General features: G+C 63.5%; 20 protein-coding genes. 7 read left to right on the top strand and 13 right to left on the bottom strand.

All coding sequences use genetic code 11. The annotated features are described in order from the left end of the window. Window positions 1-100: 100 nt before the first annotated feature. Window positions 101-1,051: a LysR family transcriptional regulator gene (locus tag ABIE49_RS10440; protein ID WP_192738033.1), complete on the top strand. Its 951-nt coding sequence runs from the start codon at window positions 101-103 to the stop codon at window positions 1,049-1,051. Window positions 1,052-1,082: 31 nt separating this feature from the next. On the opposite strand, the gene ABIE49_RS10435 is transcribed toward ABIE49_RS10440, so the two are convergent. The 4 genes from ABIE49_RS10435 to ABIE49_RS10420 form a co-directional block, all read right to left on the bottom strand. Continuing rightward, window positions 1,083-1,559, bottom strand: coding sequence for a VOC family protein (locus tag ABIE49_RS10435; RefSeq protein ID WP_192738148.1), 477 nt, complete (start codon window positions 1,557-1,559; stop codon window positions 1,083-1,085). A 205-nt stretch (window positions 1,560-1,764) separates the two neighbouring features. Next, the gene (locus tag ABIE49_RS10430; protein ID WP_192738032.1) at window positions 1,765-3,258 is read right to left on the bottom strand and encodes a UbiA family prenyltransferase; all 1,494 of its coding nucleotides are present in this window, start codon (window positions 3,256-3,258) and stop codon (window positions 1,765-1,767) included. Between the two features lie 10 nt (window positions 3,259-3,268). Then, on the bottom strand, window positions 3,269-4,948 hold the full coding sequence (locus tag ABIE49_RS10425; protein ID WP_192738031.1) for a hypothetical protein: 1,680 nt from the start codon (window positions 4,946-4,948) through the stop codon (window positions 3,269-3,271). Between the two features lie 189 nt (window positions 4,949-5,137). Further along, the gene (locus ABIE49_RS10420; protein ID WP_354066746.1) at window positions 5,138-6,892 is read right to left on the bottom strand and encodes a Spy/CpxP family protein refolding chaperone; all 1,755 of its coding nucleotides are present in this window, start codon (window positions 6,890-6,892) and stop codon (window positions 5,138-5,140) included. Window positions 6,893-7,323: 431 nt separating this feature from the next. Here ABIE49_RS10420 and ABIE49_RS10415 point away from each other — a divergent pair, with 431 nt between their 5' ends. Next, window positions 7,324-7,551, top strand: coding sequence for a cysteine rich repeat-containing protein (locus ABIE49_RS10415; protein WP_192738030.1), 228 nt, complete (start codon window positions 7,324-7,326; stop codon window positions 7,549-7,551). A 71-nt stretch (window positions 7,552-7,622) separates the two neighbouring features. Here ABIE49_RS10415 and ABIE49_RS10410 read toward each other — a convergent pair whose 3' ends face one another. Continuing rightward, window positions 7,623-8,042: a hypothetical protein gene (locus ABIE49_RS10410; protein WP_192738029.1), complete on the bottom strand. Its 420-nt coding sequence runs from the start codon at window positions 8,040-8,042 to the stop codon at window positions 7,623-7,625. 600 nt (window positions 8,043-8,642) lie between these two features. Here ABIE49_RS10410 and ABIE49_RS10405 point away from each other — a divergent pair. Next, window positions 8,643-9,548, top strand: a complete 906-nt coding sequence (locus tag ABIE49_RS10405; RefSeq protein ID WP_192738028.1) for a transglutaminase family protein — start codon at window positions 8,643-8,645, stop codon at window positions 9,546-9,548. Between the two features lie 6 nt (window positions 9,549-9,554). Here the strand turns inward: ABIE49_RS10405 and ABIE49_RS10400 are convergent, their stop codons facing one another. The 6 genes from ABIE49_RS10400 to ABIE49_RS10375 form a co-directional block, all read right to left on the bottom strand. Next, entirely contained in the window at window positions 9,555-10,583 is a 1,029-nt protein-coding gene (locus ABIE49_RS10400) for an ABC transporter ATP-binding protein (protein ID WP_192738027.1), read from the bottom strand. Further along, window positions 10,576-11,556 (bottom strand): ABC transporter ATP-binding protein, encoded by a 981-nt coding sequence (locus tag ABIE49_RS10395; RefSeq protein WP_192738026.1) that lies wholly within the window; start codon window positions 11,554-11,556, stop codon window positions 10,576-10,578. Before ABIE49_RS10395 ends, ABIE49_RS10400 begins: the two co-directional genes overlap by 8 nt. Then, the gene (locus ABIE49_RS10390; protein ID WP_192738025.1) at window positions 11,553-12,374 is read right to left on the bottom strand and encodes an ABC transporter permease; all 822 of its coding nucleotides are present in this window, start codon (window positions 12,372-12,374) and stop codon (window positions 11,553-11,555) included. The genes ABIE49_RS10395 and ABIE49_RS10390 overlap by 4 nt, the downstream gene beginning before the upstream one ends. Further along, a complete protein-coding gene (locus tag ABIE49_RS10385) occupies window positions 12,371-13,306 on the bottom strand; it encodes an ABC transporter permease (protein ID WP_192738024.1) in 936 nt (311 codons plus the stop codon). Before ABIE49_RS10385 ends, ABIE49_RS10390 begins: the two co-directional genes overlap by 4 nt. Window positions 13,307-13,385: 79 nt before the next feature. After that, complete coding sequence (locus tag ABIE49_RS10380) at window positions 13,386-14,975, bottom strand: ABC transporter substrate-binding protein (RefSeq protein WP_192738023.1); 1,590 nt, start codon at window positions 14,973-14,975, stop codon at window positions 13,386-13,388. Window positions 14,976-15,360: 385 nt separating this feature from the next. Beyond that, the gene (locus ABIE49_RS10375) at window positions 15,361-17,997 is read right to left on the bottom strand and encodes an ATP-dependent helicase (protein WP_192738022.1); all 2,637 of its coding nucleotides are present in this window, start codon (window positions 17,995-17,997) and stop codon (window positions 15,361-15,363) included. Window positions 17,998-18,277: 280 nt separating this feature from the next. Here ABIE49_RS10375 and ABIE49_RS10370 point away from each other — a divergent pair, with 280 nt between their 5' ends. Further along, window positions 18,278-18,451 (top strand): DUF1328 domain-containing protein, encoded by a 174-nt coding sequence (locus ABIE49_RS10370; RefSeq protein ID WP_192738021.1) that lies wholly within the window; start codon window positions 18,278-18,280, stop codon window positions 18,449-18,451. Window positions 18,452-18,495: 44 nt separating this feature from the next. Here ABIE49_RS10370 and ABIE49_RS10365 read toward each other — a convergent pair whose 3' ends face one another. After that, window positions 18,496-18,981 (bottom strand): thioesterase family protein, encoded by a 486-nt coding sequence (locus ABIE49_RS10365; protein ID WP_192738146.1) that lies wholly within the window; start codon window positions 18,979-18,981, stop codon window positions 18,496-18,498. 127 nt (window positions 18,982-19,108) lie between these two features. On the opposite strand from ABIE49_RS10365, the gene ABIE49_RS10360 reads away from it, so the two are divergent. Next, window positions 19,109-20,521, top strand: coding sequence for an FAD-linked oxidase C-terminal domain-containing protein (locus ABIE49_RS10360; protein WP_210337417.1), 1,413 nt, complete (start codon window positions 19,109-19,111; stop codon window positions 20,519-20,521). A gap of 105 nt (window positions 20,522-20,626) precedes the next feature. Here the strand turns inward: ABIE49_RS10360 and ABIE49_RS10355 are convergent, their stop codons facing one another. Next, on the bottom strand, window positions 20,627-20,989 hold the full coding sequence (locus tag ABIE49_RS10355) for a hypothetical protein (RefSeq protein WP_354066745.1): 363 nt from the start codon (window positions 20,987-20,989) through the stop codon (window positions 20,627-20,629). 3 nt (window positions 20,990-20,992) lie between these two features. Here ABIE49_RS10355 and ABIE49_RS10350 point away from each other — a divergent pair, with 3 nt between their 5' ends. Both ABIE49_RS10350 and ABIE49_RS10345 read left to right on the top strand, forming a co-directional pair. Next, on the top strand, window positions 20,993-22,054 hold the full coding sequence (locus ABIE49_RS10350; protein WP_354066744.1) for a Spy/CpxP family protein refolding chaperone: 1,062 nt from the start codon (window positions 20,993-20,995) through the stop codon (window positions 22,052-22,054). A 107-nt stretch (window positions 22,055-22,161) separates the two neighbouring features. Next, entirely contained in the window at window positions 22,162-22,602 is a 441-nt protein-coding gene (locus tag ABIE49_RS10345; protein WP_354066743.1) for a hypothetical protein, read from the top strand. The last annotated feature ends 1 nt before the right edge of the window (window position 22,603 follow it).

Here is a 22,603-nt window from a genome sequence, read left to right as displayed (position 1 = left end):
GCTCCAATAGTTTGCGTGGAAGCCCATACCGCCACTTTTATTGGTGCGCGATTAGCTGGTAATTGCTATATTTACTTTCAATGATTACTTGAAGGTATCTATGGAAACGCTGGCAAACCTCGAATCCTTCGTCCGAAGCGCCGAAACGGGCGGGTTTTCCGCTGCCGCGCGGCGCCTGTCGCTCACCCCGGCCGCGGTAAGCCGCAACGTTGCAATGCTGGAACGGAATCTCGGAATTCGCCTTTTTCAACGCAGCACGCGCAAACTCACGCTGACCGAGGCCGGCGAGCGCTTTCTCCACGCCATCAGAAATAATCTCGACGAGCTGCAGGCGTCGATTGCGAGCGTCGCAACGGACCGCGGCGAACCGGCCGGCGTGCTCAAGGTCAGCATGGGAATAACGTTCGGCGTCGAATACATCCTGCCTTTGCTGCCGGAGTTCCTGAAACGCTATCCGCGCGTTCGCCCCGACTGGCAGTTCGAGAACCGGCAAGTCGATTTGATTGCTGAAGGCTTCGATGCTGCGATCGGCGGCGGGATCGATCTTGCGCCTGGCCTGGTATCGCGGGTCCTTGCGCCCGCTCACATCATCGCGGTGGCCTCGCCGTCATACATGAAGGGAAGAACCCAGCCCGCCGACCCGTCGGGGCTCGCCGCGTTTGATGGCATTGTCATGCGCTCTTCAAAAACCCGGCGTGTTCGTGAGCGTCCGATGCGCAACGCAGCGGGCGACGAGATGACGGTCCCTCTCAAGCCCACCATCGCGTTCGACGATCCGGAGGCGATGTGCCAGGCTGCGGTGCTCGGCATGGGCGTCACGCAGATCGTGGTGGCGCACGCGCTGCGGCATCTGGAGAGCGGCGCGCTCGTGCGGGTGGTGCCGCAATGGTATGCCGACGCGGGCGCAATCTCGATCTACTATGTCAGCCGCACCTTGATGCCGGCCAAGACGCGCCTGTTCGTCGATTTCGTAGCGGAAGCATTTCGACGTCAGCGGTTTGCCGAGCGGTTTGCTGGCAGCATTGGTCAGGTTGGCAGGCGCGACGACTGAGCCGCGCCTAGCCACTTCTATCCGGCGAACATCAGCCGCGCCGGGCGGCCTCGATCGCGGCGACGTCGATTTTCTGCATGGTCATCATGGCATCGAAGGCGCGCTTTGCTTCGGCGCCGCCGGCCGCCATCGCGTCCGTCAGCGTGCGCGGCGTGATCTGCCAGGAGACGCCCCATTTGTCCTTGCACCAGCCGCATGCACTCTCCTGGCCGCCATTGCCGACGATGGCATTCCAGTAGCGGTCGGTCTCTTCCTGGTCGTCGGTGGCGATCTGAAACGAAAACGCTTCGGTTTGCTTGAACATGGGGCCACCGTTGAGGCCGATGCAGGGAATGCCGGCGACCGTGAAGTCGACGGTCAGCACGTCGCCCTTCTTGCCCGAGGGGTAGTCACTCGGTGCGCGGTAGACGGCGTGCACGGCGCTGTCGGGAAAGACTTCGGCGTAAAAACGGGCAGCCGCCTCGGCGTCCTTGTCGTACCATACGCAAATCGTGTTCTTGGCAGTCATCTTGACCATTTCTCATCCTTTCGCTTCGCTTGGGGCCGCTTGCGGTGTCCAGGCCGGCCCGATCGGCGTGGCGAAACGACGAACGGGGTCGGCCGAATCCGACATCGTCCTGCGGTTTTTTTGGGTTGATTTACAGGGCGCCAACCTGTGTCTTCCACGTTCGACGCCGCGGAACCTCCGCGCGTCGTCGCGCAAGTGGGGCATATCAGCCAAACACGCCCGACCAAGCCAGCCCGAAGCACACCATCAGGGCGCCGCCGAGCGCCAGGCTCGGCCGATCGGTGACGGCAAAAGCCACGGGATCGTCGTGCAACTCGCTGCGTCCGCATTTCAGCCAGATCCGGCACACGAACAGGAACAGGATGGCCGGAAAAGCCCAGAGCCAGGCGGTGTTGCCATAAAAGCTCTGCCGGAAGGCGTCGTTGATGATGTAGAGCACCATGATGAGCACGGCGGCCACCCCGGTCGCCATGCCGATGCCCATGATGAGCGGCAGGTCGATGGACTTGTAGCCGCGACCACGGACTTCGGTCCCGCCGCGCTCGATGACGCGGGCGACCTCGGTGTGGCGTTTTGCGAAGCTGAGCGAGGCGAACAGGAACATCGCGAACACCAGCAGCCAGGGCGACGGCGGCGCGCCTGACGCCACGATGCCGGCGCCGAGGCGCAGCGTGAACAACCCGGCCAGCACGAAGCCGTCGAGAATGGGGATGCGCTTGAGCGCAAACGAATAGAGCAGGGTGACGGCCAGATACAGCAGCACGACGCCAACGGTCGCCGGTCCGGCCAGCGCCGCAACGGCGATGCCTGCGAACAATCCGATCGGAACGGCTGCGATCGCCGTTGCAAGCGGCAGGCGTCCGCTCGCCAGCGGCCGGTTTCGCTTCGACCAGTGGCTACGGTCGTCGGTCAGGTCCCAGATATCGTTGACGAGATAGGTGGATGAGGCAACCAGGCCGAGGGCAAGGAACGCGCATGTCGTCGCGTAGACGGCGTCGACATGAGAGACCAGTCCGGCGAGGATGAGCGGCACGAAAACCAGCGCGTTCTTCGCCCATTGGTGCGGGCGCATGCTGCGCACCAGCGCACGAATCCGGGACGTTCGCGGAAACACCTTGGCGACGGTCGCGACGCTGGCGGCGGCGTGCTCTACCGAACTCGCCGCTTCAACAACGATGGCATTGGTGGCGCGGCGCCAGATCGGAATGTCGGCGCGCGCGTCGCCGGCATAGTCGAAGCCGTCAGGGAATCGTTCAGCGAGAACCTGGGCCTTCGCTTCGCCCTTCAGGTTGCGCAAGCCGTCGCTGCCAATGACGCCGCGAATGAACGCAATTCGCCGGACGACCTTTTCCGCGACCTTGGCGTCGGCGGCGGTGGCGACATAGACCGGCCGTCCGCTCGCCGCGATATCGGCCGCGTAGGCGAGCAGTTCTTCATTGAACGGCAGAACGTCCGGCTCGATGTTGGTTTCCTCGGCGAGACGGCGCTTGAGATAGGCGCGGCCACGCAGCATCCACAGGCCGATCTCGAACATCCGCCACGGCGCGGCTCGAAGCAGTGCGAGCACGGTTTCAAGCAGCATGTCCGCGCGCACCAGCGTGCCGTCGAGATCGAGGATCAGCGGCCGCGGTTTCGGCGCCTCGCGCGGATCGGAGAGTGGCGAATCGGAGAGTGCAAGCGGCAGGGGTAAGGTGGACATGCGGGCCCTTTCAGCGGGTACGGCTGTAGAAATCCCAGCAGGGATGCAGCTTGTGGCGCGTGAACTCCCGTTCCAGCACTGTACGGAAGGTTGCGGGATTGGTGTCGGTCGCGCCGGGGAGAACACAGGTGCGGAAGAACACGCCGTCCGCGTCCGCCAGATAGGCCGAGGCTTCGGTTACGGAGAAGGCCGGCACCGTGCGGCGGAAATCCATTGCCAGCGTTGTGCCGCGCGCGGGCGTCAGGCCGAGAAGCCGCGGAAAGGATTCGGCGAAATCGATGGTCGTATAGCGCTGCGCCTCGGTCGCGTAGCCAAGCCGCTGAAAGTTCGCGCCGGCCTCGGCAACGCTGACAGCCCACGCCGCGCGCGTCGCCGGGCTGGTGCTGCCGGGATCGCCGTCGAGATCGAAGCCGTTGTTGGCGGTCTCGTCGAGGAAGGGCAGCCATTCGGATTGCAGGCGCGTCATCAGCCGGGAGCCGGCGAGGGTGGCTGGCGGCACGCGCATGCCCGGAAGGAATTTTGAAAAGCTGTGGTCGGTCGTGCCCTGCTTTTCCCTTACAAAGGTCGAAACGACTCGCTTTTCAACGACATCGGCAAGCGGCAGCACCAGCGTCGCGCCGAGTACCGCTGCAGCGATCAGGCGCCAGCCACGGGTCGTGCGCAGGCTCGGGTGGAAAAGGACGGCCGCGGCGGCAATCAATCCGACGCCGCCGGTGTTCTGGCTCTCCGCGGCCAGCGCGACCGCGACCAGCAGCGCTGCGTCCACGACGAAGGCTTCCCGCGCGATGGTATCGCGCACGAAATTGATCGGACGCCTGACCGCCGCGGTGAAATCGAGTTCGCGGGCCGCGAGCACGACGATCGTGAGCGTCACCACAAGCGGCAGCCAATTGCGCGCCGAGGAGGCGGCGAGCCGGAAAGCAGCGCCGCCCCGGTTCAACTCACTCATCGAGACGATGTCGTGCAGGTAGCCGGAGACGAGGCCTCCGGTCGCCAGTTCGACCAGTCCCGCCAACGCTGCGGCAACGAACAGCATGGCGAACAGCGCGGCGGGTCGCGCGCGTCCGAGCAGCACGGCCGCGACGACGAGGCCGAGCATTGCGATAGCGGCGGTGATCTTGATGAAGATCAGGGCGGTGAGCAGGTAACCCAGCAACACGCCGTCGCCACGCGCCTTCGGCAGCACATACCACAATGCTGCCAGGAACAGGATCGCGGTGGCGAAGCGGTTGTAGGTAGCAAAATAGCTGATTTCGGAGAGCATGGTGGAGTCGAGCGTGTAGGGCACCAGAACCACCACCGCGAGAATCGCAAAGCTTGCGGCGAAACCCCAGGGCGATTGAATGCGCGACGCGATGACGGCGAACGGCGGCACCACCATGAGCCACGCCAGCGCGTGCAGCCCGATGAACGGTTGCCCGCCGGGAAACAGGCGTTCGGCAAAATGGGTCAGGTAAAGCGTGAGCGCGCCGATCGGCGAAGAAAAGTCGACGTGCGGAACTTGGCCGTGGCCGATGCGATAGGCGCCATCGAGGATGAAGACGAAATCCCACACCGCGCGGCCGTAGGGAACGACGTGGACCAGGGCCGCAACTGCCACCACCAGGATCGTGAAGGCTGCAATCGCGGCGATCCGCCAATTGAAAGGTGCTGCCCGGGACCTGATGAGGTCATAACTTGCTTCCGACATATCGAACCCTCAGCTATCGCGCTTGGGTCGATATGGTCTTTTGGAGCGAGCGCAAACTCGTTTTAAGAAACACGGTAACTATTTAAGATGAACGTTCATCGCACTGCTTTTCGGCGTCTCAGAGTGACGCTGTTGGCACAACAATGTCGATCATTGGCACACAATTTTTCGGCGATCGGTCGCTTGCAATCAGCGGCCCGCGAACCGTCCCAGCGTGTTGAAGCGCGCCTTCTGCTCGCTGGCCAGCGTGGAATAGAACTCATCCAGCGCCGGCTGTACCAGTTTGGCCGACTGCATCATGGCCTCTAACCGCTTCTCCATCGCCTCCAGCCGCCCGACCGGCGTAAGCGGTACGTCCACCGGACAGGCAGCCTGCAGCGTCTGAACGGCCTTCTCCGTGGCCTCGCGCAGGCGGTCGAGCGCTTCCTTTTGCTTGCCCGCCGGACGTATCACCGTCTCGATCCGTTCGATCGGCAGGTTGGTCAGGCTGGGCTTTGGATCGCCGCAGCTGTCCGGCTGCGTGCTCGCTTCCTGCTGCGGCTGCGCTTGCGAACGTTCGCCGATGTCGGGGCCGAGCGCGTTGAAGCGAGCCTGTTGCTCGTCGCTGAGTGAGCTGTAGAATTTCTCCAGGGCCGGCCGCACGATCCGCACGGACTCGAGCGTGGCGCTGAGGCGGTTCATCATTGCCCGCAAGCGGCCGGGCGGCGTCATCGCAAACGAGTCGACGCAAGATTCCTTGAACGCATCGGCGGCCATTGCCGCCGCGTTCTTCAAATCGTCAAGCACTGCGCGCTGCTCGGGCGTCGGCCGCACCGCCTCCTCGATCGAAGCGATCGGCCAGGCCGTGATCCCCTTTTCAGGCTCCTTGCACAGTTGCTTGAGCGCCTGTGGGCTCATGCCCGCGCTTTCGCGCGGCCGGGCGCCGCCGATCACGCCGTCGCTCTCCGGGCGCCCGGTCGAGCCGAGCCTGGCATAGGCGGAGTACGGACTGTCCGCGCCCCAGAACACGGTATCGACGAAGTCATCGTAGGCGTAAGCCCAATAACCGACGTCGTACCCGGAGGGCCAGAAGGTGTATTCGAAAATGTCGGAATAGGCATAGGGCCAGAACACGTGGCCGGCCCATGGCACAAACGCCGCGCGCAGGCCACGCTTCCAGGCGTGGCGGGGAGCCCAGCCGTGCCGCCCGCCCTCGAGCGCCGCCTGGACCTGCGGATCGGGATTGCTGCGGAAGCGCTCGGCAAACCGCCCGCGGGCGGCCGCCTGCACCGCGGCAGCGGCGGTCTCGGCCTGCCTGCCGGAAGGCGGCAGTCCCAATTCCTGCCGGCGCGCCAGGTCGCGTTGCTGCAGGCGCTGCTCATGCTGGAGCTGTCGCTGCTCGGTTTGCAGCAATCGTTGCTGCGCGCGTTGCGCCCGCACGCCATCCGGCTGTCGCGACTGCAGCTCCTGCACGCGCCGCTGCAGCCGATCGATACGCTGCTCGCGTTGCGCGCTTTCCCGCACAAGCGTGTCGCGCTGCCGTTCCTGCGCGGTTTGCTGAAGCCGCTGCAGACGCTCTTCACGCTGGAGCTGCCGCTGTTCGGTTTGCAGCAACCGTTGCTGCGCTCGTTGTGCGTGCTGGCCTTGCGGCTGTTGCGCCTTCAAATCCTGCACGCGCTGCTGCAACCGGTCGATGCGCTCCTGGCGCTGCGCGTTTTGAGGCGAAAGCCTGTCGCGCTGCCGCTCCTGCACCGCTTGCTGCGGCGGCTGAATGCGCTCGCGCTGGCCGATCCGATCCTGCCGGGATGGGCTCGCGGCGGCCGGTGCGCTCGGGTGCGACGGTGCTGCTACTCTCGGAGCGGCAGGGCGCGGTGGTGCGGCGATCTGCGGCGCCGGACGGGGCGCCATGGCCGGGCGCTGCTGCGGCGCAGCCGGACGGAACGCCGGCGCGGCGGGCCGCGCCATAGCGGGCGGCGGTGCAGGCCGCGCCATCGCGGGAGGTGGCGCAGGCCGCGCCATGGCGGGAGGCGCTGCAGGGCGGGCCATGGCAGGAGGCGGTGCGGGATGAGCCATGCCGGGCGGCGGTCCCGCAGGCCGGCCCGCGCCCGCAGGCGGTCCGTGCCTTTTTTCCTGGGCGTCGGAGGAGCCCACGCTCGCCGCTACCATCGAAACGCCGAGAAGAATTGCTGAAAGGCGAAGGCTGGGTGCAAACATGATCGTCGCTACCTGGCAGCTCGTTAGTCGCCCGTCTCTGTCAACGCGCAAGCGCGGCAATCGATCTGCGATGGTCATTGCGGCTTTGCGACGCAGGAGGGCCAGCAGTGCATCCCAGGTGAGATCGAGGAACCGCAGACCGGGAGCAACGTTTTATTCCGGTCAACACAGGGAGCATCGTTATGCGTTCAATCGTCCTGGCTCTGGTCATTTTGCTGACCGAGACTTCGTTGTCTTTTGCACAGGGTCAGAAGGGTACACCGCAAGAACAGCAGGCCTGCACACGAGATGCGCAGCGCTTTTGCCGGCAGCAATTGGGCGATGATGGAGCGGTTCAAACGTGCCTGCAACAGAACAAGGCCAAGCTGAGCTCGAGCTGCCAGAAGGTATTTGCCAGCCGCGGCATGTGAGGCGCTGTGTTGTCGCCAAGTCGGGTTTGGACCCGTAGCGGACTTGCGGGCGCTATTGTTTGCTCAGTGGATCACCCACCCGGTCCCGGAATGAAGCAGCGCCACATAGGGGTCATACTTCCGCGGCTGTCGTAGCGCGGCCACCACCAAACCATCGCGACGCCGCTGAGGTTCGGCTGGTCGATCACGACGGAGTATGGCACGTCGAACCATTGCCCGGGTTCAGTTGGCCGATGCGGATGCTTCAGCAGGACCCTGTAGCCACCTTTCGCCATATCCCACTCGGCCTCCACGTGCTGGCCGTCTCCGGAGTCACAACATCCCACGCCCGCCTTGTTCTTGAGACTCTTGAACCACGTGTTGAGTTCTGGACGCATCGCGTCATGCGGATAGGCTGTGCTGATCCCGAGAAAAGCGGCCGCGCTCAATCCTGCCATGCGAGCTAGGATCAACCCATAGAGGCGCGTCGGTCGTCCATTCGAGTTGGTCATGGAAACCTCCGTTTCCCCCGAACCCGCTCCTGTAAGTCATCGAGCCTACGCGACCTTTCAACAGGGAGGCGCCGCCACCTGGGGGTACTCCGTATGGCTGACCTGAACGGGAAGAAGTGGCAATTGGGCTGTGCTGCGGGACAAGGCTACGAACTTTCGCAGTGGGCACCATGGTCGCGTCGTTGAATCCGATAAGGGCGCGTTAGTTCGGTCAGGCCCTCTGTCATATTTGATCCTAACAAGGGCCAGGGCCACAACGCGATCTGCCTTTTTATGCGCAGGGATTGGTTTGCGTTTGGCAATGTCTGAATTTGGCGCAGGCAGCGGACAGGCTCTCAAGTCAGGTTGTGACCCGCCGGGCGCCGGCCAAAAGCAGTCCTGAGCTTGCGCTCCAGGATGTCGAGTGTTCCACTCGCTGCATCTGTTGCACAGATGGAGTGCCACTGTTGCGGATTCAGGCGCTGCTGCTGCGGATCAAGACGCTGGTGTTCAGCAGACAGTAGGTCCTTGCTTAGCTGAGCGAGCGTCACCTTCTAAACTGGAGAATCAGGAGATCGAGATGATGCAGGGCGACTAACCACATCACCACGGGAGGGAATAGTGGCGATTCTTTTCGAGATAAAACACGTCACCGGTTACAAGTATGCGAACCCGGTTACGTTTGGCACACACCGCGCCATGTTCTTGCCGAGGCCTGCCGCACGCGGGCGCCTCGTCAGTTGGTCCGCAAAAACCAGCCTTGCGTCCAGGATTCGCTGGGTCAGTGACAGCCTCTCCAATAACGTAACGGAGATGGAATTCAGTGAACCCGGCAAGGAACTGACGTTTACGTTTCAGTTTCGGGGAATCCATTTTGGTACAAAAGAAGTTGAGGAATTTGCTCTGGAAAAACGGGCGGAGCAAGTGCCGGTGCAATATACCCCGGACGAGTGGACTGACCTTTCCGTCTGTATGCGCCCCCATGCCGAGGACCCCGATGCCAGTGTTGCCGCCTGGGCCAAGAGTTTCGTTGCTGATAACCAGGATCGCACGACTGACGTTCTACGACGGATGCTGGACACGTTCCACGGCAGCTTCCGCTACAATGCCAGGGACGCCGAAGGCACCCAGTCTCCCGGTGAAACTTTGCGCTCGAAGTCAGGAACCTGTCGCGATTATGCCTGGCTAATGATTGAGACATTGCGCCGACTCGGCTTCGCCTCGCGCTTCGTCAGCGGTTATATCTACGATGCCGCGCTGGATGGTGGCGAGGTGGGCATGACCGGCTCCGGCGCAACTCACGCATGGCTACAGGTGTTTCTCCCCGGTGCCGGATGGATGCATTATGACCCGACCAACCGCATCAGCGCCGGCTTTGACTTAATCCCGGTGGCGGTTGGCCGCCATCCAGGTCAAGCAGTCCCTCTGGCAGGCTCGTGGGCTGGTAAAACACAGGATTACCTGGGCATGTCAGTCAATGTCACGGTCCGAAAGCTCGGTGACGTCTCCGACTCGTCCGAAGGATAGAGTGCGTCAGCTTTCGGTCGAGGCCAGCGCCGCCTCACCGGCAATCTCGTCGGCTCGCCAGCAGCGGACCGCGTGTCCGTCGGGGCGCGTTTCAAGCGATGGCCGGGGCTCGCGACGACACACGGCTTCGGCGTAACGACAGCGCGGACTGAACGCACAGCCGTCCGGCGGATTGAGCGGATTGGGAAGCTCGCCCGGTATCGTAGCAAGCGGCGCGCGGCGCAGCGGATCGGGAATCGCGGATATCAGGGTCTGTGTATACGGGTGCGCCGGCCGTTCGAAGATCTCGCGCCAGTGGCCGCTCTCCACAATGCGGCCGAGATACATGACGGCGACCCGGTCGCTCATGTGCTCGACGACGCCGAGGTCGTGGCTAATCATGATGTAGGAGAGGCCGAGCGTCTCCTTCAGTTCCAGCAGCAGATTGATGATCTGAGCGCGGATCGAGACATCCAGCGCCGAGACAGGTTCGTCACAGATGACGATCCTGGGATTGAGGATCAGCGCGCGGGCGATGCCGATGCGCTGACGCTGGCCGCCCGAGAATTCATGCGGGTAGCGGCCGGCCTGTTCGGGCCGCAGGCCGACATGCCGAAGCATCGCCGCGACACGGTCGTCGACCTCGCTCCTGGCCGTCACGCCGTGCAGGCGCAGCGGATCTTCCAGCGTGCGGCGAACGGTCTGGCGTGGATTGAGCGAGGCGTAGGGATCCTGAAACACGATTTGCACGCTGCGGGCCAACGCCTTTCGATCGCCCGATTGCCGATCCGTCACGACCTGGCCGTCGAGCACGATACGGCCCCGCGTCGGTGCCTGCAGGCCCAGTATCGAAAGCGCCAATGTCGACTTGCCGCATCCGGATTCGCCGACCAGACCGAGGCATTCACCGCGCTTCAGTTCGAGATCGACGCCGTCGACCGCACGGAGCAGCCGCCGGCCGCCGCCCAGCAGGCCGCCACCGATCGGAAAATGGACCGCGATATCCTCTACGCTGAGGATGACATCGTCGCCGGGTCTTGCCGCAGGTTCATGCATGGTGATGGCACCTGACCAGCCCGCCCGCACCCAGCAAGGTCGTCTCCGGCTCGGTGGTCCGGCAAATGTCGGTCGCCCGCGCGCAGCGCGGATTGAACCGGCAGCCGTCCGGGAAATCCGCGATCGCCGGCACGACGCCCGCGATCTCCGTCAGCCGTGTCCGGCCAAGGGCCGCGCGGCTCCCAAGCCGCGGCAGCGAGTCGACCAGGCCTTGCGTATAGGGATGCGCGCTGGTGCGGAAGATGTCGTCCGAGCCGCGCTCCTCGACGATGCGGCCGGCATACATGACGGCGACGCGGCGGCAGACATTGGCGACCAGGCCGAGATCGTGGCTGATCATCAAAATGGCCGTGCCTCGCTCGGCGCATAGATTGCGCATCAGCTCGATGATCTCCGCCTGCACGGTGACGTCGAGCGCGGTTGTCGGCTCGTCGGCGATCAGAAGATCCGGCCCGCAGGCGAGGGCGATGGCGATCATCACGCGCTGGCGCATGCCGCCCGAAAGCTGGTGCGGGTAATCCTTCACCCGTCGTTCGGGTGCGGGGACGCGGACGCTGGCCAGCGCCTCGACCGCGAGCCGGTTGGCTTCCCGCCAGTCCTTGCCCTGGTGCAGCACGAACATCTCGGCGATCTGCCGGCCGACGGGCGAGACCGGATTGAGCGCCGTCATCGGCTCCTGGAAGATCATGGCGATGCGATTGCCGCGCAGCGCGCGTTGCTCGGCCGCCGAAAGTCTCTGGATCTCCCGGCCGTCGAATCGTATGGCGCCTGCGCCGATCGAAAGCGGCTGACGCAACAGGCCGATCAAAGCGAGCGCCGTAATACTCTTGCCGCAGCCGGATTCTCCGACGAGTCCAAAAGTCTCGCCGCGGTCGATGCGGAATGAAACGCCCTCGACCGCCGCGACATGGCTGGATCGATAGTTGAGATCGATGCGCAGATCCTCGACTTCGAGCAGCGGAGGGCTCGTCATGTGCGCCGGCTCCGCGACTGTGGATCGAGAACGTCACGCAAGCCATCGCCGAGCAGATTGAGGCCGAGCACCGTCAGGAAGATGGCGAGGCCGGGGAAAATCGACAGCCACGGCGCCGTCGTGATCTGGTCGCGGGCCTCCGACAGCATGCTGCCCCAGCTTGGGTAGGGCGGGCGGACCCCGAGACCAAGGAACGAGAGCGCGGCTTCGGCCAATATCGCGCCGCCCATGCCCAGCGTGCCGATGACGATGATCGGGCCGACCATGTTTGGCAGCAGCTGCGTGATCATGATGCGCAAATCGCCGTAGCCGAGCACTTTTGCGGCCTGCACATAGCCCTGGCTCTTGAGCGACAGCGTCGAGGCCCGCGCGATCCGGCAGGTGAAGGACCAGTTGGTCAAGCCGAGCGCGATGAGCAGGCTGCTCAGGCCGGGTCCAAGCACCGCCATGATGGCAAGCGCGAAGATCAGCGACGGGATCGCGAGCATGAGATTGGTCAGCCCGTTGACGAAATCGTCCCACCAGCCGCCCCAATAGCCCGCGGTCAGGCCGAGTGTCACGCCGATGACGCTGTTGACGAGTTGCGAGACGATACCGACCGTCAGCGAGATGCGCGCGCCATGCACGACGCGGGAATAGATGTCGCGGCCCTGCGCGTCGGTGCCGAACCACCAGATCCAGCTCGGCGGTTCCTCGGCATTCAAGAGGTTGGCATCCATGACGGGATCGGTATGCGCCAACCAGGGCGCGAGCAGGCCGACGAAGACCGCCAGCGCGAACAATGCCCCGCCGATGATGAGATTGGCCCCTAACCTCATGCGTATCGGATCCTCGGATCGATCACGCCATAGAGCAGGTCGATCAACACATTGATGGTCAGGAAGAACAGCACCACCACGAGGATAGAGCCCTGGACGGCAGGAAGGTCGCGCTGCAGCACACTGTCGACGAGCAGCGAACCGATGCCCGGCCAGGAGAACAGTTTCTCGACCACGACCGCCTGGCCCATCAACGCGCCGAACTGCAGGCCGATCGTGGTGAGGATGAGGACGAGCGCGTTGCGCATCACATGCCACTTCACGACCCGGGTTTCGCTCATGCCCTTGGAGCGCGCGGTGCGGACAAAATCCGCGGTCATGATCTCGAGGACGGCGGCGCGCGTCGTCCGCGCCAGCAGCGCCATCGGCGAGACCCCGAGGGTCACGGCCGGCAGGATCAGATATCTGAGCCCGCCGTCGCCATAGCCGAAACTCGGCAGCCAGCCGAGTTTCAACGCAAACAGGTACATCAGCAGCAGCCCGAGCCAGAATTTGGCCATTGAAAGCCCCGACACCGCCAGGACCATCGAGAGCGTGTCGACGAAGCTGCCCGGTCGCAGCGCTGCGATGAAGCCGAGCGGTACGCCGATCACGATCGCAAACATCATGGACGCGAATATCAGTTGCAGCGTCGGCCACATTCGCTTGGCGAGCATGGTCGTGACCGGCTCGCGCGTGCGGAACGACGTCCCGAAATCGCCGGTCGCGAGCTTGGCGACGTAGGAGCCGAAGCGGATGTAGACGGGATCGTCGAGGCCGAGCTGTTTTTTCATGCGCTCCACCACCGCCGGGTCCGTCGGGCCGCGGCCGTCATCATTCATGCTCGATATGATGCTGCCCGGCACGACGCTGAACAGCACGAAGATCACCAGCACGACAGCCAGCACGGTCGGAACGGTTTGCAGGATTCGACGGATCGCGAACGAGAGCATCAGACCTGTTCCTGCCTCCCTCTATCGTTTTTTGCGTTTTTGCGATGGAGGGAGGGCGAGAGCGCGTGTCACTTCTAGGTCATTTGGCGGGCGAGGTCGCGTCGACCCAGAGGTCTTCGACATTCTGATGCGTCAGTTCGGTCGCGTTCAACTGAACCCCCTTGAGCCACGGCTGCACCGCCATGACCGCCTTGTTGTAGTTGAAGAACCACACCGGCGCTTCGTCATAGAGCAGGGCATTGGCCTTTTGCAGCAGCTGGACGCGCTTTGCGGCGTCGTCGGTCTTCCCCGCCTCATCGAGCAGCTTGTCGAAATCCGCGTTCTTGAAAGCCGTGTAGTTGCAGGCCGATTGCGGCGTCGCCGAGTGGAAGCATTTCAGCGCGGCCTGAGGGTCCGGGCCAGTGGCCTGGGAATAGATGAAAGCCTGGAATTCGCCCTTGCGAGCGACCTCCGCCAGCACCGCGGTCTCGACCTGCTTGACCTTCACCTTGATGCCCACCCGGTCCAGCATCGGGATGATGGCCTCGACGATCGGCAGGCCCCAGCTTTCATTCTGGCTCGCCGTCCATTCGAACTCAAAGCCGGTGGGATAGCCCGCGTCCGCGAGCAGCTGTTTTGCTTTCGCGGGATCGAAGGCGTAGGGCTTCATGGTCTTGTCGTAGGCGGGGGAGGTCAAAGGCAGCCAGCTCGTGGCGCGATAGGCCTTGTTCTTGACCAGCTTGCTGATGATCAGATCGGCATCGATCGCATGGTTGATGGCCTGCCGCACCCGCTTGTCGGAGAACGGTTTGAATGAAGGATTGATGCCCATGTAGCGCGTGAAGACCTCGGCGACTTCGACGATGGTGCCCTTGAGGGCGGGGTCGGCCTGATAGGCGACGTACTGCGCGGGCCCGAGCACCGAGGTGTCGATTTCCTTGTTGCGGAAGGCGACATCGCGCGCCGCGGCTTCGCCCATGATCGACACGATCATTTTGTCGGCGTACGGCTTGCCGGGCTTGTAGAACTTGTCAAACCGCTCCAGCACGACGCGCGATCCCGGCACGTGCTCGACGAACTTGAACGGCCCAAGGCCGATCGGCTTCTGGATGAAGCTGTCCTTGGCACCCTCGTCGGCCGGATAGATCGAAGTCAGCGCGGTGAAGAAGTAGAAACCCGGATCGACCTTCTCGGTCAGCTTCATTTCGAGCGTGAAATCGTCGATTTTCTTCAGGCCGGAGATTTCCTTGGCTTTGCCCTTCTCGACCTCGGAGGCGCCCTCGATCATTCGGACAAAACGCGCGCCGGGATAGGCCTTGGCGCCGTCCATGATGCGGTTGTAGCTCCAGATGACGTCGTCGGCCGTCATCTTGCGACCATGGTGGAAATAGGCGTCGTCGCGCAGCTTGAAGGTATAAACAAGACCGCCGCCCGAGACGATGGCCTCCTTGGCAAGCTCCGGAACCGGCTTACCCTCGGCCGAGTCCCAAATGTAGAGCGACCGATGCAGGCCCTTGGCGACGATCTCGTCCTGGGCGCGCTGCGTCGTATGAATGTCCATGCTGGTGAAACTCGAGCCATAGGGCGCCGTCATCCGAATGGTGCCGCCCTTGCGCGGCGTCTGGGCCTCCGCCGTGACTGATAGCGCCAGTCCCAAACCAGCCACGATCGCAATCTTCTTGAACATCATGCTTTTCTCCAACCGTGCGGGAGCATTCCGGTTCGAGAGTTGATCACTCGCGGCCTATCGAGCGCAAGGTCTTCGTTTCGTGTTGATGGGCGGTCGGGGACCAATACTTGTGCGGTGCGCTATCTGGTCCGAGTGTCGTCGGGGATAACCAGGATGCGCGTCGAACGAAGTGGGCAGGAGCGCGGAATCTGAAAGCTCTACTCGCAGTTGCGGGCTGGTAAGCGATTGCATTTGAACGGATTTCAGCGGAGTCGTAGCCCGGATGAGCGAAGCGATGTCCGCGATCTTTCTGCTGGTTCCCCGCATATCGCTTTCGCTCATGCGGGCTACCGGCGGCAATCCTTCCCTCGCCCTTTTGTGGGAGACGGTGGCGACCGTCTTTACTTCACACCCGCTCCACAAAACTATCGACCACCTTTTTCTCGCCGGCCTTTTCGAAGGCGATGGTGAGCTTGTTGCCGTCGATCTTCACGACGTTGCCGTAGCCGAATTTCTGGTGGAAGACGCGGTCGTCCAGCGAGAATTCCGAAACGGTGCCGGTGGATTTGGCGACCAGTTCACCCTCGATCACCATCGGCCCGCGCTTGGTGCGGGAGAAGGTATCGCTGCGCGAACCTGAGAATGACGATTGGCTTTCCTCAAACCCGTCGCGGGTCTGGCCGTGACGGCCGCCTTGATTGTTTCGTGCGCGATTGGCCTGCGCGCGCTGCCAGCCCGGCGTGGTGTAGCTGGAGCCAAAGGATTCGACGTTGTCGAAGCGGGAGGCGCCGTAGCCACCGCTGCCGCCCCAGCCCGATCCGCCCTTGGATTCCGTGATCTCGACATTGTCAGCCGGCAATTCGTCGAGGAAGCGCGACGGGATTGTGGTCGACCAGGTGCCGTGAATGCGGCGGTTGGTGGCGAAGTATAATTTGGCGCGGCGGCGGGCGCGGGTCAGTCCGACATGGGCGAGGCGACGCTCTTCTTCGAGGCCGGCGCGGCCCTGTTCGTCGAGCGTGCGCTGGCTCGGAAACAGGCCTTCCTCCCAGCCGGGCAGGAACACATTGTCGAATTCGAGACCCTTGGCCGAATGCAGCGTCATCAGCGACACGGCCTCGTCCTCGGCGCCGCCGTCGCGGTCCATCACCAGCGAGATGTGTTCGAGGAAACCTTGCAGGTTCTCGAACTCCTCCATCGAGCGCACCAGCTCCTTGAGGTTATCGAGGCGACCGGCGGCATCCGCGGAGCGGTCCTTCTGCCACATCTCGGTATAGCCGCTCTCGTCGAGCACGATTTCGGCGAGCTCCGTATGCGCGGTCACCTCGCGCTGGGCGCGCCAGCGGTCGAAATTTAGGATGAGATCGCGCAAGGATCCGCGCGCCTTCGGCTTCAACTCGTCGGTCTCGACCACGGCGCGGGCGGCCTCGAACAAGGGAATGCGGCGCTTGCGGGCGTGGTCGTGCAGCATCTGCACGGTGGCGTCGCCAAGCCCGCGCTTGGGTACGTTGACGATGCGCTCGAAGGCGAGATCATCCGCCGGCGAATTGATCACGCGCAAATACGCCAGCGCGTCGCGGATTTCGGCGCGCTCGTAAAACCTTGGGCCACCGATCACGCGATAGGGCAGGCCGAGCGTGACAAAACGATCTTCGAATTCGCGCATCTGGAACGAGGCCCGCACCAGGATCGCGACCTCGTTGAGGTTGTCGCCGGCGCGCTGCAATTCTTCGATCTCCTCGCCGATGGCGCGGGCTTCCTCTTCCGAATCCCAGGAGCCGGTCACGGTGACCTTCTCGCCGTCGACATCTTCGGTGCGCAGCGTCTTGCCGAGCCGGCCTTCATTATGCGCGATCAGATGCGAGGCGGCGGCGAGGATATGACCGGTGGAACGGTAATTGCGTTCGAGACGAATGACCTTTGCGCCGGGAAAATCATGGTCGAAGCGCAGGATGTTGTCGACCTCGGCGCCGCGCCAGCCATAGATCGACTGGTCGTCGTCGCCGACGCAGCAGATGTTTTTGAGGGGCGAGGAGGGAGCGACGTTTCTCTCGTCATTCCGGGGCGCGCCGATAGGCGCGAGCCCGGAATCTAGAGGTGAGTCCTCTTCACTTCTAGATTCCGGGTTCGCGTCTTCGACGCGCCCCGGAATGACAGAGGAGGTGGCCCCCGGAACGACGGCTGGATCGATCGCACCCGGAATGACGGCGGACAACGGCATACCCGGCTTGCTCGGCGCCTGCGACAGCAGCCGCAGCCACAGATATTGCGCGACGTTGGTGTCCTGATATTCGTCGACCAGAATGAATTTGAACCGGCTCTGGTATTGCCGGAGCACGTCAGGGTGCTCGCGGAACAGGCGGATGTTCTCCAGCAGCAGATCGCCGAAATCGGCGGCGTTGAGGATCTTCAGCCGCTCCTGATAGCTGGCGTAGAGCTTGCCGCCCTTGCCGTTGCCGAACACGGCGGCTTCGCCCGCCGGCACCTGCGGCGGCGTCAGGCCGCGGTTCTTCCAGCCGTCGATCAGTCCGGCCAGCATCCGCGCCGGCCAGCGCTTGTCGTCGATGTTCTCGGCCTGCAGCAATTGCTTCAGCAGGCGGACCTGGTCGTCGACGTCGAGCACGGTGAAATTGGATTTCAGCTGCACCAGTTCGGCGTGGTAGCGCAGGATGCGCCCGCCGATCGAGTGGAAGGTGCCGAGCCACGGCATGCCCTCGACGGCCTGGCCGAGCATCTGGCCGAGCCGCAGCTTCATCTCGCGCGCGGCCTTGTTGGTGAAGGTCACGGAGAGGATTTCGTGCGGGCGCGCCCGTCCCTGGCTCAGGATATGGGCGATGCGGGTGGTCAACACGCGTGTTTTGCCGGTGCCGGCGCCGGCCAATACCAGCACCGGGCCGTCCAGCGTCACGACGGCGTCGCGTTGCTCCGGATTGAGCCCGCTGAGATATTGCGGGGCCGCCGTGGCGCGCGCACGCGCGGCGATGCCGCCAGCTGCGGGCTGGTGCTCGGGAACGCCGTGATGGGGCAGCTTGCTCGGCTCTGTCATGCGAATCGTCTTGTCCCCACGATGGCACCGTGAGGCGGTGAAGGGGAGCCTTCTTAGCAGGGATTAAGGGCCATATAGGGCCTGTCCGGCCGTTTTGACAGGTTTAATCCGGCGTTATCCCGGGACCGTTTTTCGCAGGCGCCCGCGATTTTGTTCCGCCTTGCCAGCAAATATTCCCGGTTTCGCACCCAGGAACCAACGCTTCCGGGCCGGATTGTTTTGGCATGAGCTGGCGCGATCCTCTTCGCCGCGCCGATCGCAACCAAACAGAGGTGGTGTCATGCTGAGCTGGGTCGTTACGTTTCTGGTCGTCGCATTGATCGCAGGTATTTTGGGCTTCGGCGGGATCGCCGGCGCCTCGGTCGAAATCGCCAAGGCGATCTTCTTCATCGCCATCATCCTGTTCCTGGTCTCGGCGGTGGTTGGCCTCGTGCGCGGACGGGGACAGGTTTAGCGCCGCGTCGTCCTGACAGGATGACGCCTGTACTCTAGCGAAAGCTATTTCGAGGGCATCGCCACCTTTCGGCCGGTGCCCTCGGGACGTGGAACAGCCGCATGGCTATCCACCACCGCCTGGATACGGGCGCGGATATCGGGCGGAAACGGCGCGGCCTTGCGCGCGTTCATGTCGATGTGAATGGTCATGTTCTCCGAAGTCGCGGAGATCCAGCCCTCGGTGGCGTGGCGCAGCTCTTCAAACGTATGAATGCGCTTCTCGTCGGCCGCGAGCAGATAGACTGTGACCTGCACAGGATCGCCGAGGTGAATCTCGCGCAAATACCGCACATGGCATTCGGCGGTGAAGGTCGAGCCGTGGCGCTCCTTCATGTACGCAGGGCCGATCCCGAGATGCAGCCACATCTGGTCGATCGCGCGGTCCATCATCACGTTGTAATAGGCCATGTTGAGATGGCCGTTATAATCGATCCATTGCGGCTCGATCTGCATCACCGACGACAGAAACGGTGCTGAAGGCAGGGGCATTTCGGATAGGTTGTCTTTGGCGGCTGAAGCTGAAGTCATCATCCATCCCTGTTTGGCCGATCTCTCTTGACCCCTCATATATCCTTTGCCACGGTCCGCTCAAAGCCGGGAGGAATTCTGCGTGGCGATGACGATATCGGGCAATGAGAAGCGGCCGGAGCCGCAGGCGCTGGCAAGCGCCGTTGAGGCGCTGGCGGCGCGGTTCGGCAACCGGCTGATCACCTCGCAGTCGGTGCGCGAACAGCACGGACATACCACCACCTGGCTGCCGAACCAGCCGCCCGATGCCGTGGTGATGGCGCAGGAAACCGCCGATATCCAGGACGTGGTCCGGATCTGCGCCAAGCATACCGTACCCGTGATTGCGTTCGGCACCGGCACCTCGCTGGAGGGGCAGGTCAACGCGCCGGCCGGCGGCGTCTGCATCGATCTGCACGACATGAACAGGGTTCTGGAGGTCCATGCCGACGACCTCGACTGCGTGATCCAGCCCGGCGTCACCCGCAAGGCGCTGAACGAGCATCTGCGCGACCAGGGCGTGTTCTTTCCGATCGATCCCGGTGCCGACGCCTCGCTCGGCGGCATGGCCTCGACCCGCGCTTCCGGCACCAACGCGGTGCGCTACGGCACCATGCGCGATAATGTGCTGGCGCTGAAGGTCGTGCGCGGCGACGGCGAGATCATCACCACGGGCACGCGGGCCAAGAAATCCTCCGCCGGTTACGATCTGACGCATCTGTTTGTCGGCGCCGAGGGCACGCTCGGCATCATCTCTGAACTCACCATCAAGCTGCGCGGCATTCCGGAGACGATCGCGGCCGCCGCCTGTTCGTTCGAGACGGTGCGCGGCGCCTGCCAGGCGACGATCCTTGCAATTCAAACCGGCATTCCCGTTGCGCGCATCGAACTGCTCAACGCCGAGCAGGTGCGCGCCTGCAATTCCTATTCGAAACTGACGCTGCCGGAGACGCCGCTGCTGCTGCTGGAATTCCACGGCAGCGCCAATGAGGTCGCGGAGCAGTCGAAGAACTTCAAGGAAATCGCCGGTGAATGCGGCGGCGGTGATTTCACCTGGACCACCAAGCCGGAGGATCGCACCAAACTCTGGCAGGCGCGGCACGACGCCTATTGGTCGGTGAAGGCGCTGCGTCCCGGCGCCGGCGTGGTCGCGACCGACGTCTGCGTGCCGATCTCGCGGCTGGCCGATTGCGTCACCGAGACCGAGGAGGATCTGAAGCGGCTCAACCTGCTGTCGCCGATCGTCGGCCATGTCGGCGACGGCAATTTCCACTGCTCGCTGGTCTGCGACGTCGACAACGCCGACGAGATGGCCCGCGGCGAGGATTTCATGCACCGCCTGGTCGAACGCGCGCAGGCGATGGGCGGCACCTGCACCGGCGAACACGGCATCGGGCAGGGCAAGCAGAAATACCTGAAAGCCGAACTCGGTGATGAGGCGATCGACGCCATGCGCGCGCTGAAGAAAGCGCTCGATCCGCAAAACATCTTCAATCCCGGGAAGATCGTGCCGGCGGTTTAGGGCCGGGCGCAAATTTTCCCGCGAATTCCCCGAAGGCTCGTCCACTTGCCGCCTCGCAAGTGGAACTTTTGCTCCCTGTCGGCGTCAGTCTGTTGCCGCAAAACGTCAGCGATTGGCGCAAGGGAGCGTGCCATGTTCAAACCGGCAATCGGGATTGTGGTCTTTGTTCTGGCGGCCCTGCTTTCGAGCGTGGCGATCGGCAAAGGTGGAGGTCACGGTGGGGGCCACGGCGGTGGTCATGGCCACGGGCATGGCGGGGGTCACCATGGCCGGGCCCACGGTGGCGGGCACGGGCATTTCGGCGGGCATCACCGTCATTTTCGTGGTCACCACGGCGGCGGCAAGTTCGCGATATCCCGTTCGCATTCGCGCGGCAGTTTTCGGGGCCATCGCGACTTCGCCCGGCGCGGAGGCCCAAATCTCAGCCAGATCCGCAACGCCTCGGTACGATCCGGAAACTTCCGCCATGCGATGAATTCGCTGTCGCGCGCCGGCGGGTTGCGTGGCGGGCGTCTGCTCAGCAATCCCATGGCGCGGGCACAGATCGCCGCCGGCCTCGCCGTCGCGGGCTGGCATCAGGGCCGCGGCGGAGGCGGGTGGTGGCAACACGGCAATGGCGGCTATGGGTGGGTTGGTCCGCTGTTCTGGCCGTTCGCCTATCACGACATCTACGATTACACGATCTGGGGAGACCGCATCGGCTTCTGGGACTACGGCTACACCGACATCTACGCCGGAATATTCGCGCCCTACGGCTACGATGCTTTGACGGGCTATCTGGAACAGCGTCCGTCCGGCCGCAGACATCGTGGGCTCGCTCCGCTCGCGCAAATGTGCGGTGACGACAGGCGCGCCATCGCCGGCCTGCCCATCGATCAAATCCAGCTCACCGTTCTGCCGACCGAAACGCAATTTGGCGCGCTCGACGAACTCGGCAACGCATCGATCACGGCTGCGCAGACCATTCGTGCGGCATGCCCGTCGCATGTCGTATTGACGGCGCCGGGCCGGCTCAGCGCCATGCAGCAACGGATCGAGGCGATGATTTCGGCGGTCGCTACGGTGCGGCCACCGCTGGACAAATTCTATGGAATGCTGGACGACGAGCAGAAGGCCCGCTTCAACGCGCTCGCGCAGGACCAGCGCAGGATATCCGTGGCCAACAATGCGAGGAGCCAATCTGTCGAGGTGCCTGCGCTAGGGACTGCACAGGGCTGCGGCGTGGCGCAGTCTGCCGCCATGGCATGGCCAGCCGGCGAGATCGAAACCAGGTTGCGTCCGAACGAGACCCAGCGCTCCGCCCTGCAAGTGCTTCAGGATACCAGCGCCGAGGCTGCCGAGACATTGAAGGCGGCCTGTCAGCCGGGCGACGTGATGACGCCGCCGGCGCGGTTCGCCGCCATCGCCAAGCGGCTCGATACCATGCTGCAAGCCGTCAAGCAGGTGCGCGCCGCGCTTGAGGATTTTTACGCCACGCTGGACGATGAACAGAAGGCGCAGTTCGAGGCGATCGGACCAAGGCGACCGTCGTAGATAGCCGCCCGAGATCATGGAGGCCGGCTGCACGCCACGAGCAATGATCCGGATTTGCAAAACTCTGTTGCCGGAATGTCACCACCGATTGATTTTCCCGGATGAGAATGCCGCCACCGATCGCACCTGTTTGTCCTGCAAACGCGCTGGCTGCTGATTCCATGCAATGGTTCAAAAAGGACGCACCCGCACCCAAAGAGATCTGGGACGAGCCCATCGAGGGGCCGATCGGCGATCTCCAGGCTGCGAACAAGATACGGGCAATCTGCCGTTCTGCGGCCAGCAGTGCGGAAAAGATCAGCGGTGCTGCCGACCGTTCGAAAATCAAATCCGAAGTCGAACGTTATGAGCGCGCGGCGAAAGCCGCTATGCAAATTGCCATGAAGATTTCCGATGGTCTGTTGCGTGACACCGCCGTGCGCCAGATCCTCGAACTCTGCCTCCAGGCCAATCACACCACGACCGCGCGAACGCTGTTTCGCGCCATCCAGTCCAAATCGATCAGTGATGACGTGCTGAAGCAGCATCCTTCGCTGGGCACGGCGTAGC

This window comes from Bradyrhizobium sp. OAE829 (genome assembly GCF_040546575.1).
Taxonomy (GTDB): Bacteria; Pseudomonadota; Alphaproteobacteria; order Rhizobiales; family Xanthobacteraceae; genus Bradyrhizobium.
The sequence above is the reverse complement of the archived record's forward strand: the minus strand, read 5'-3'. Positions and strand labels throughout refer to the sequence as shown.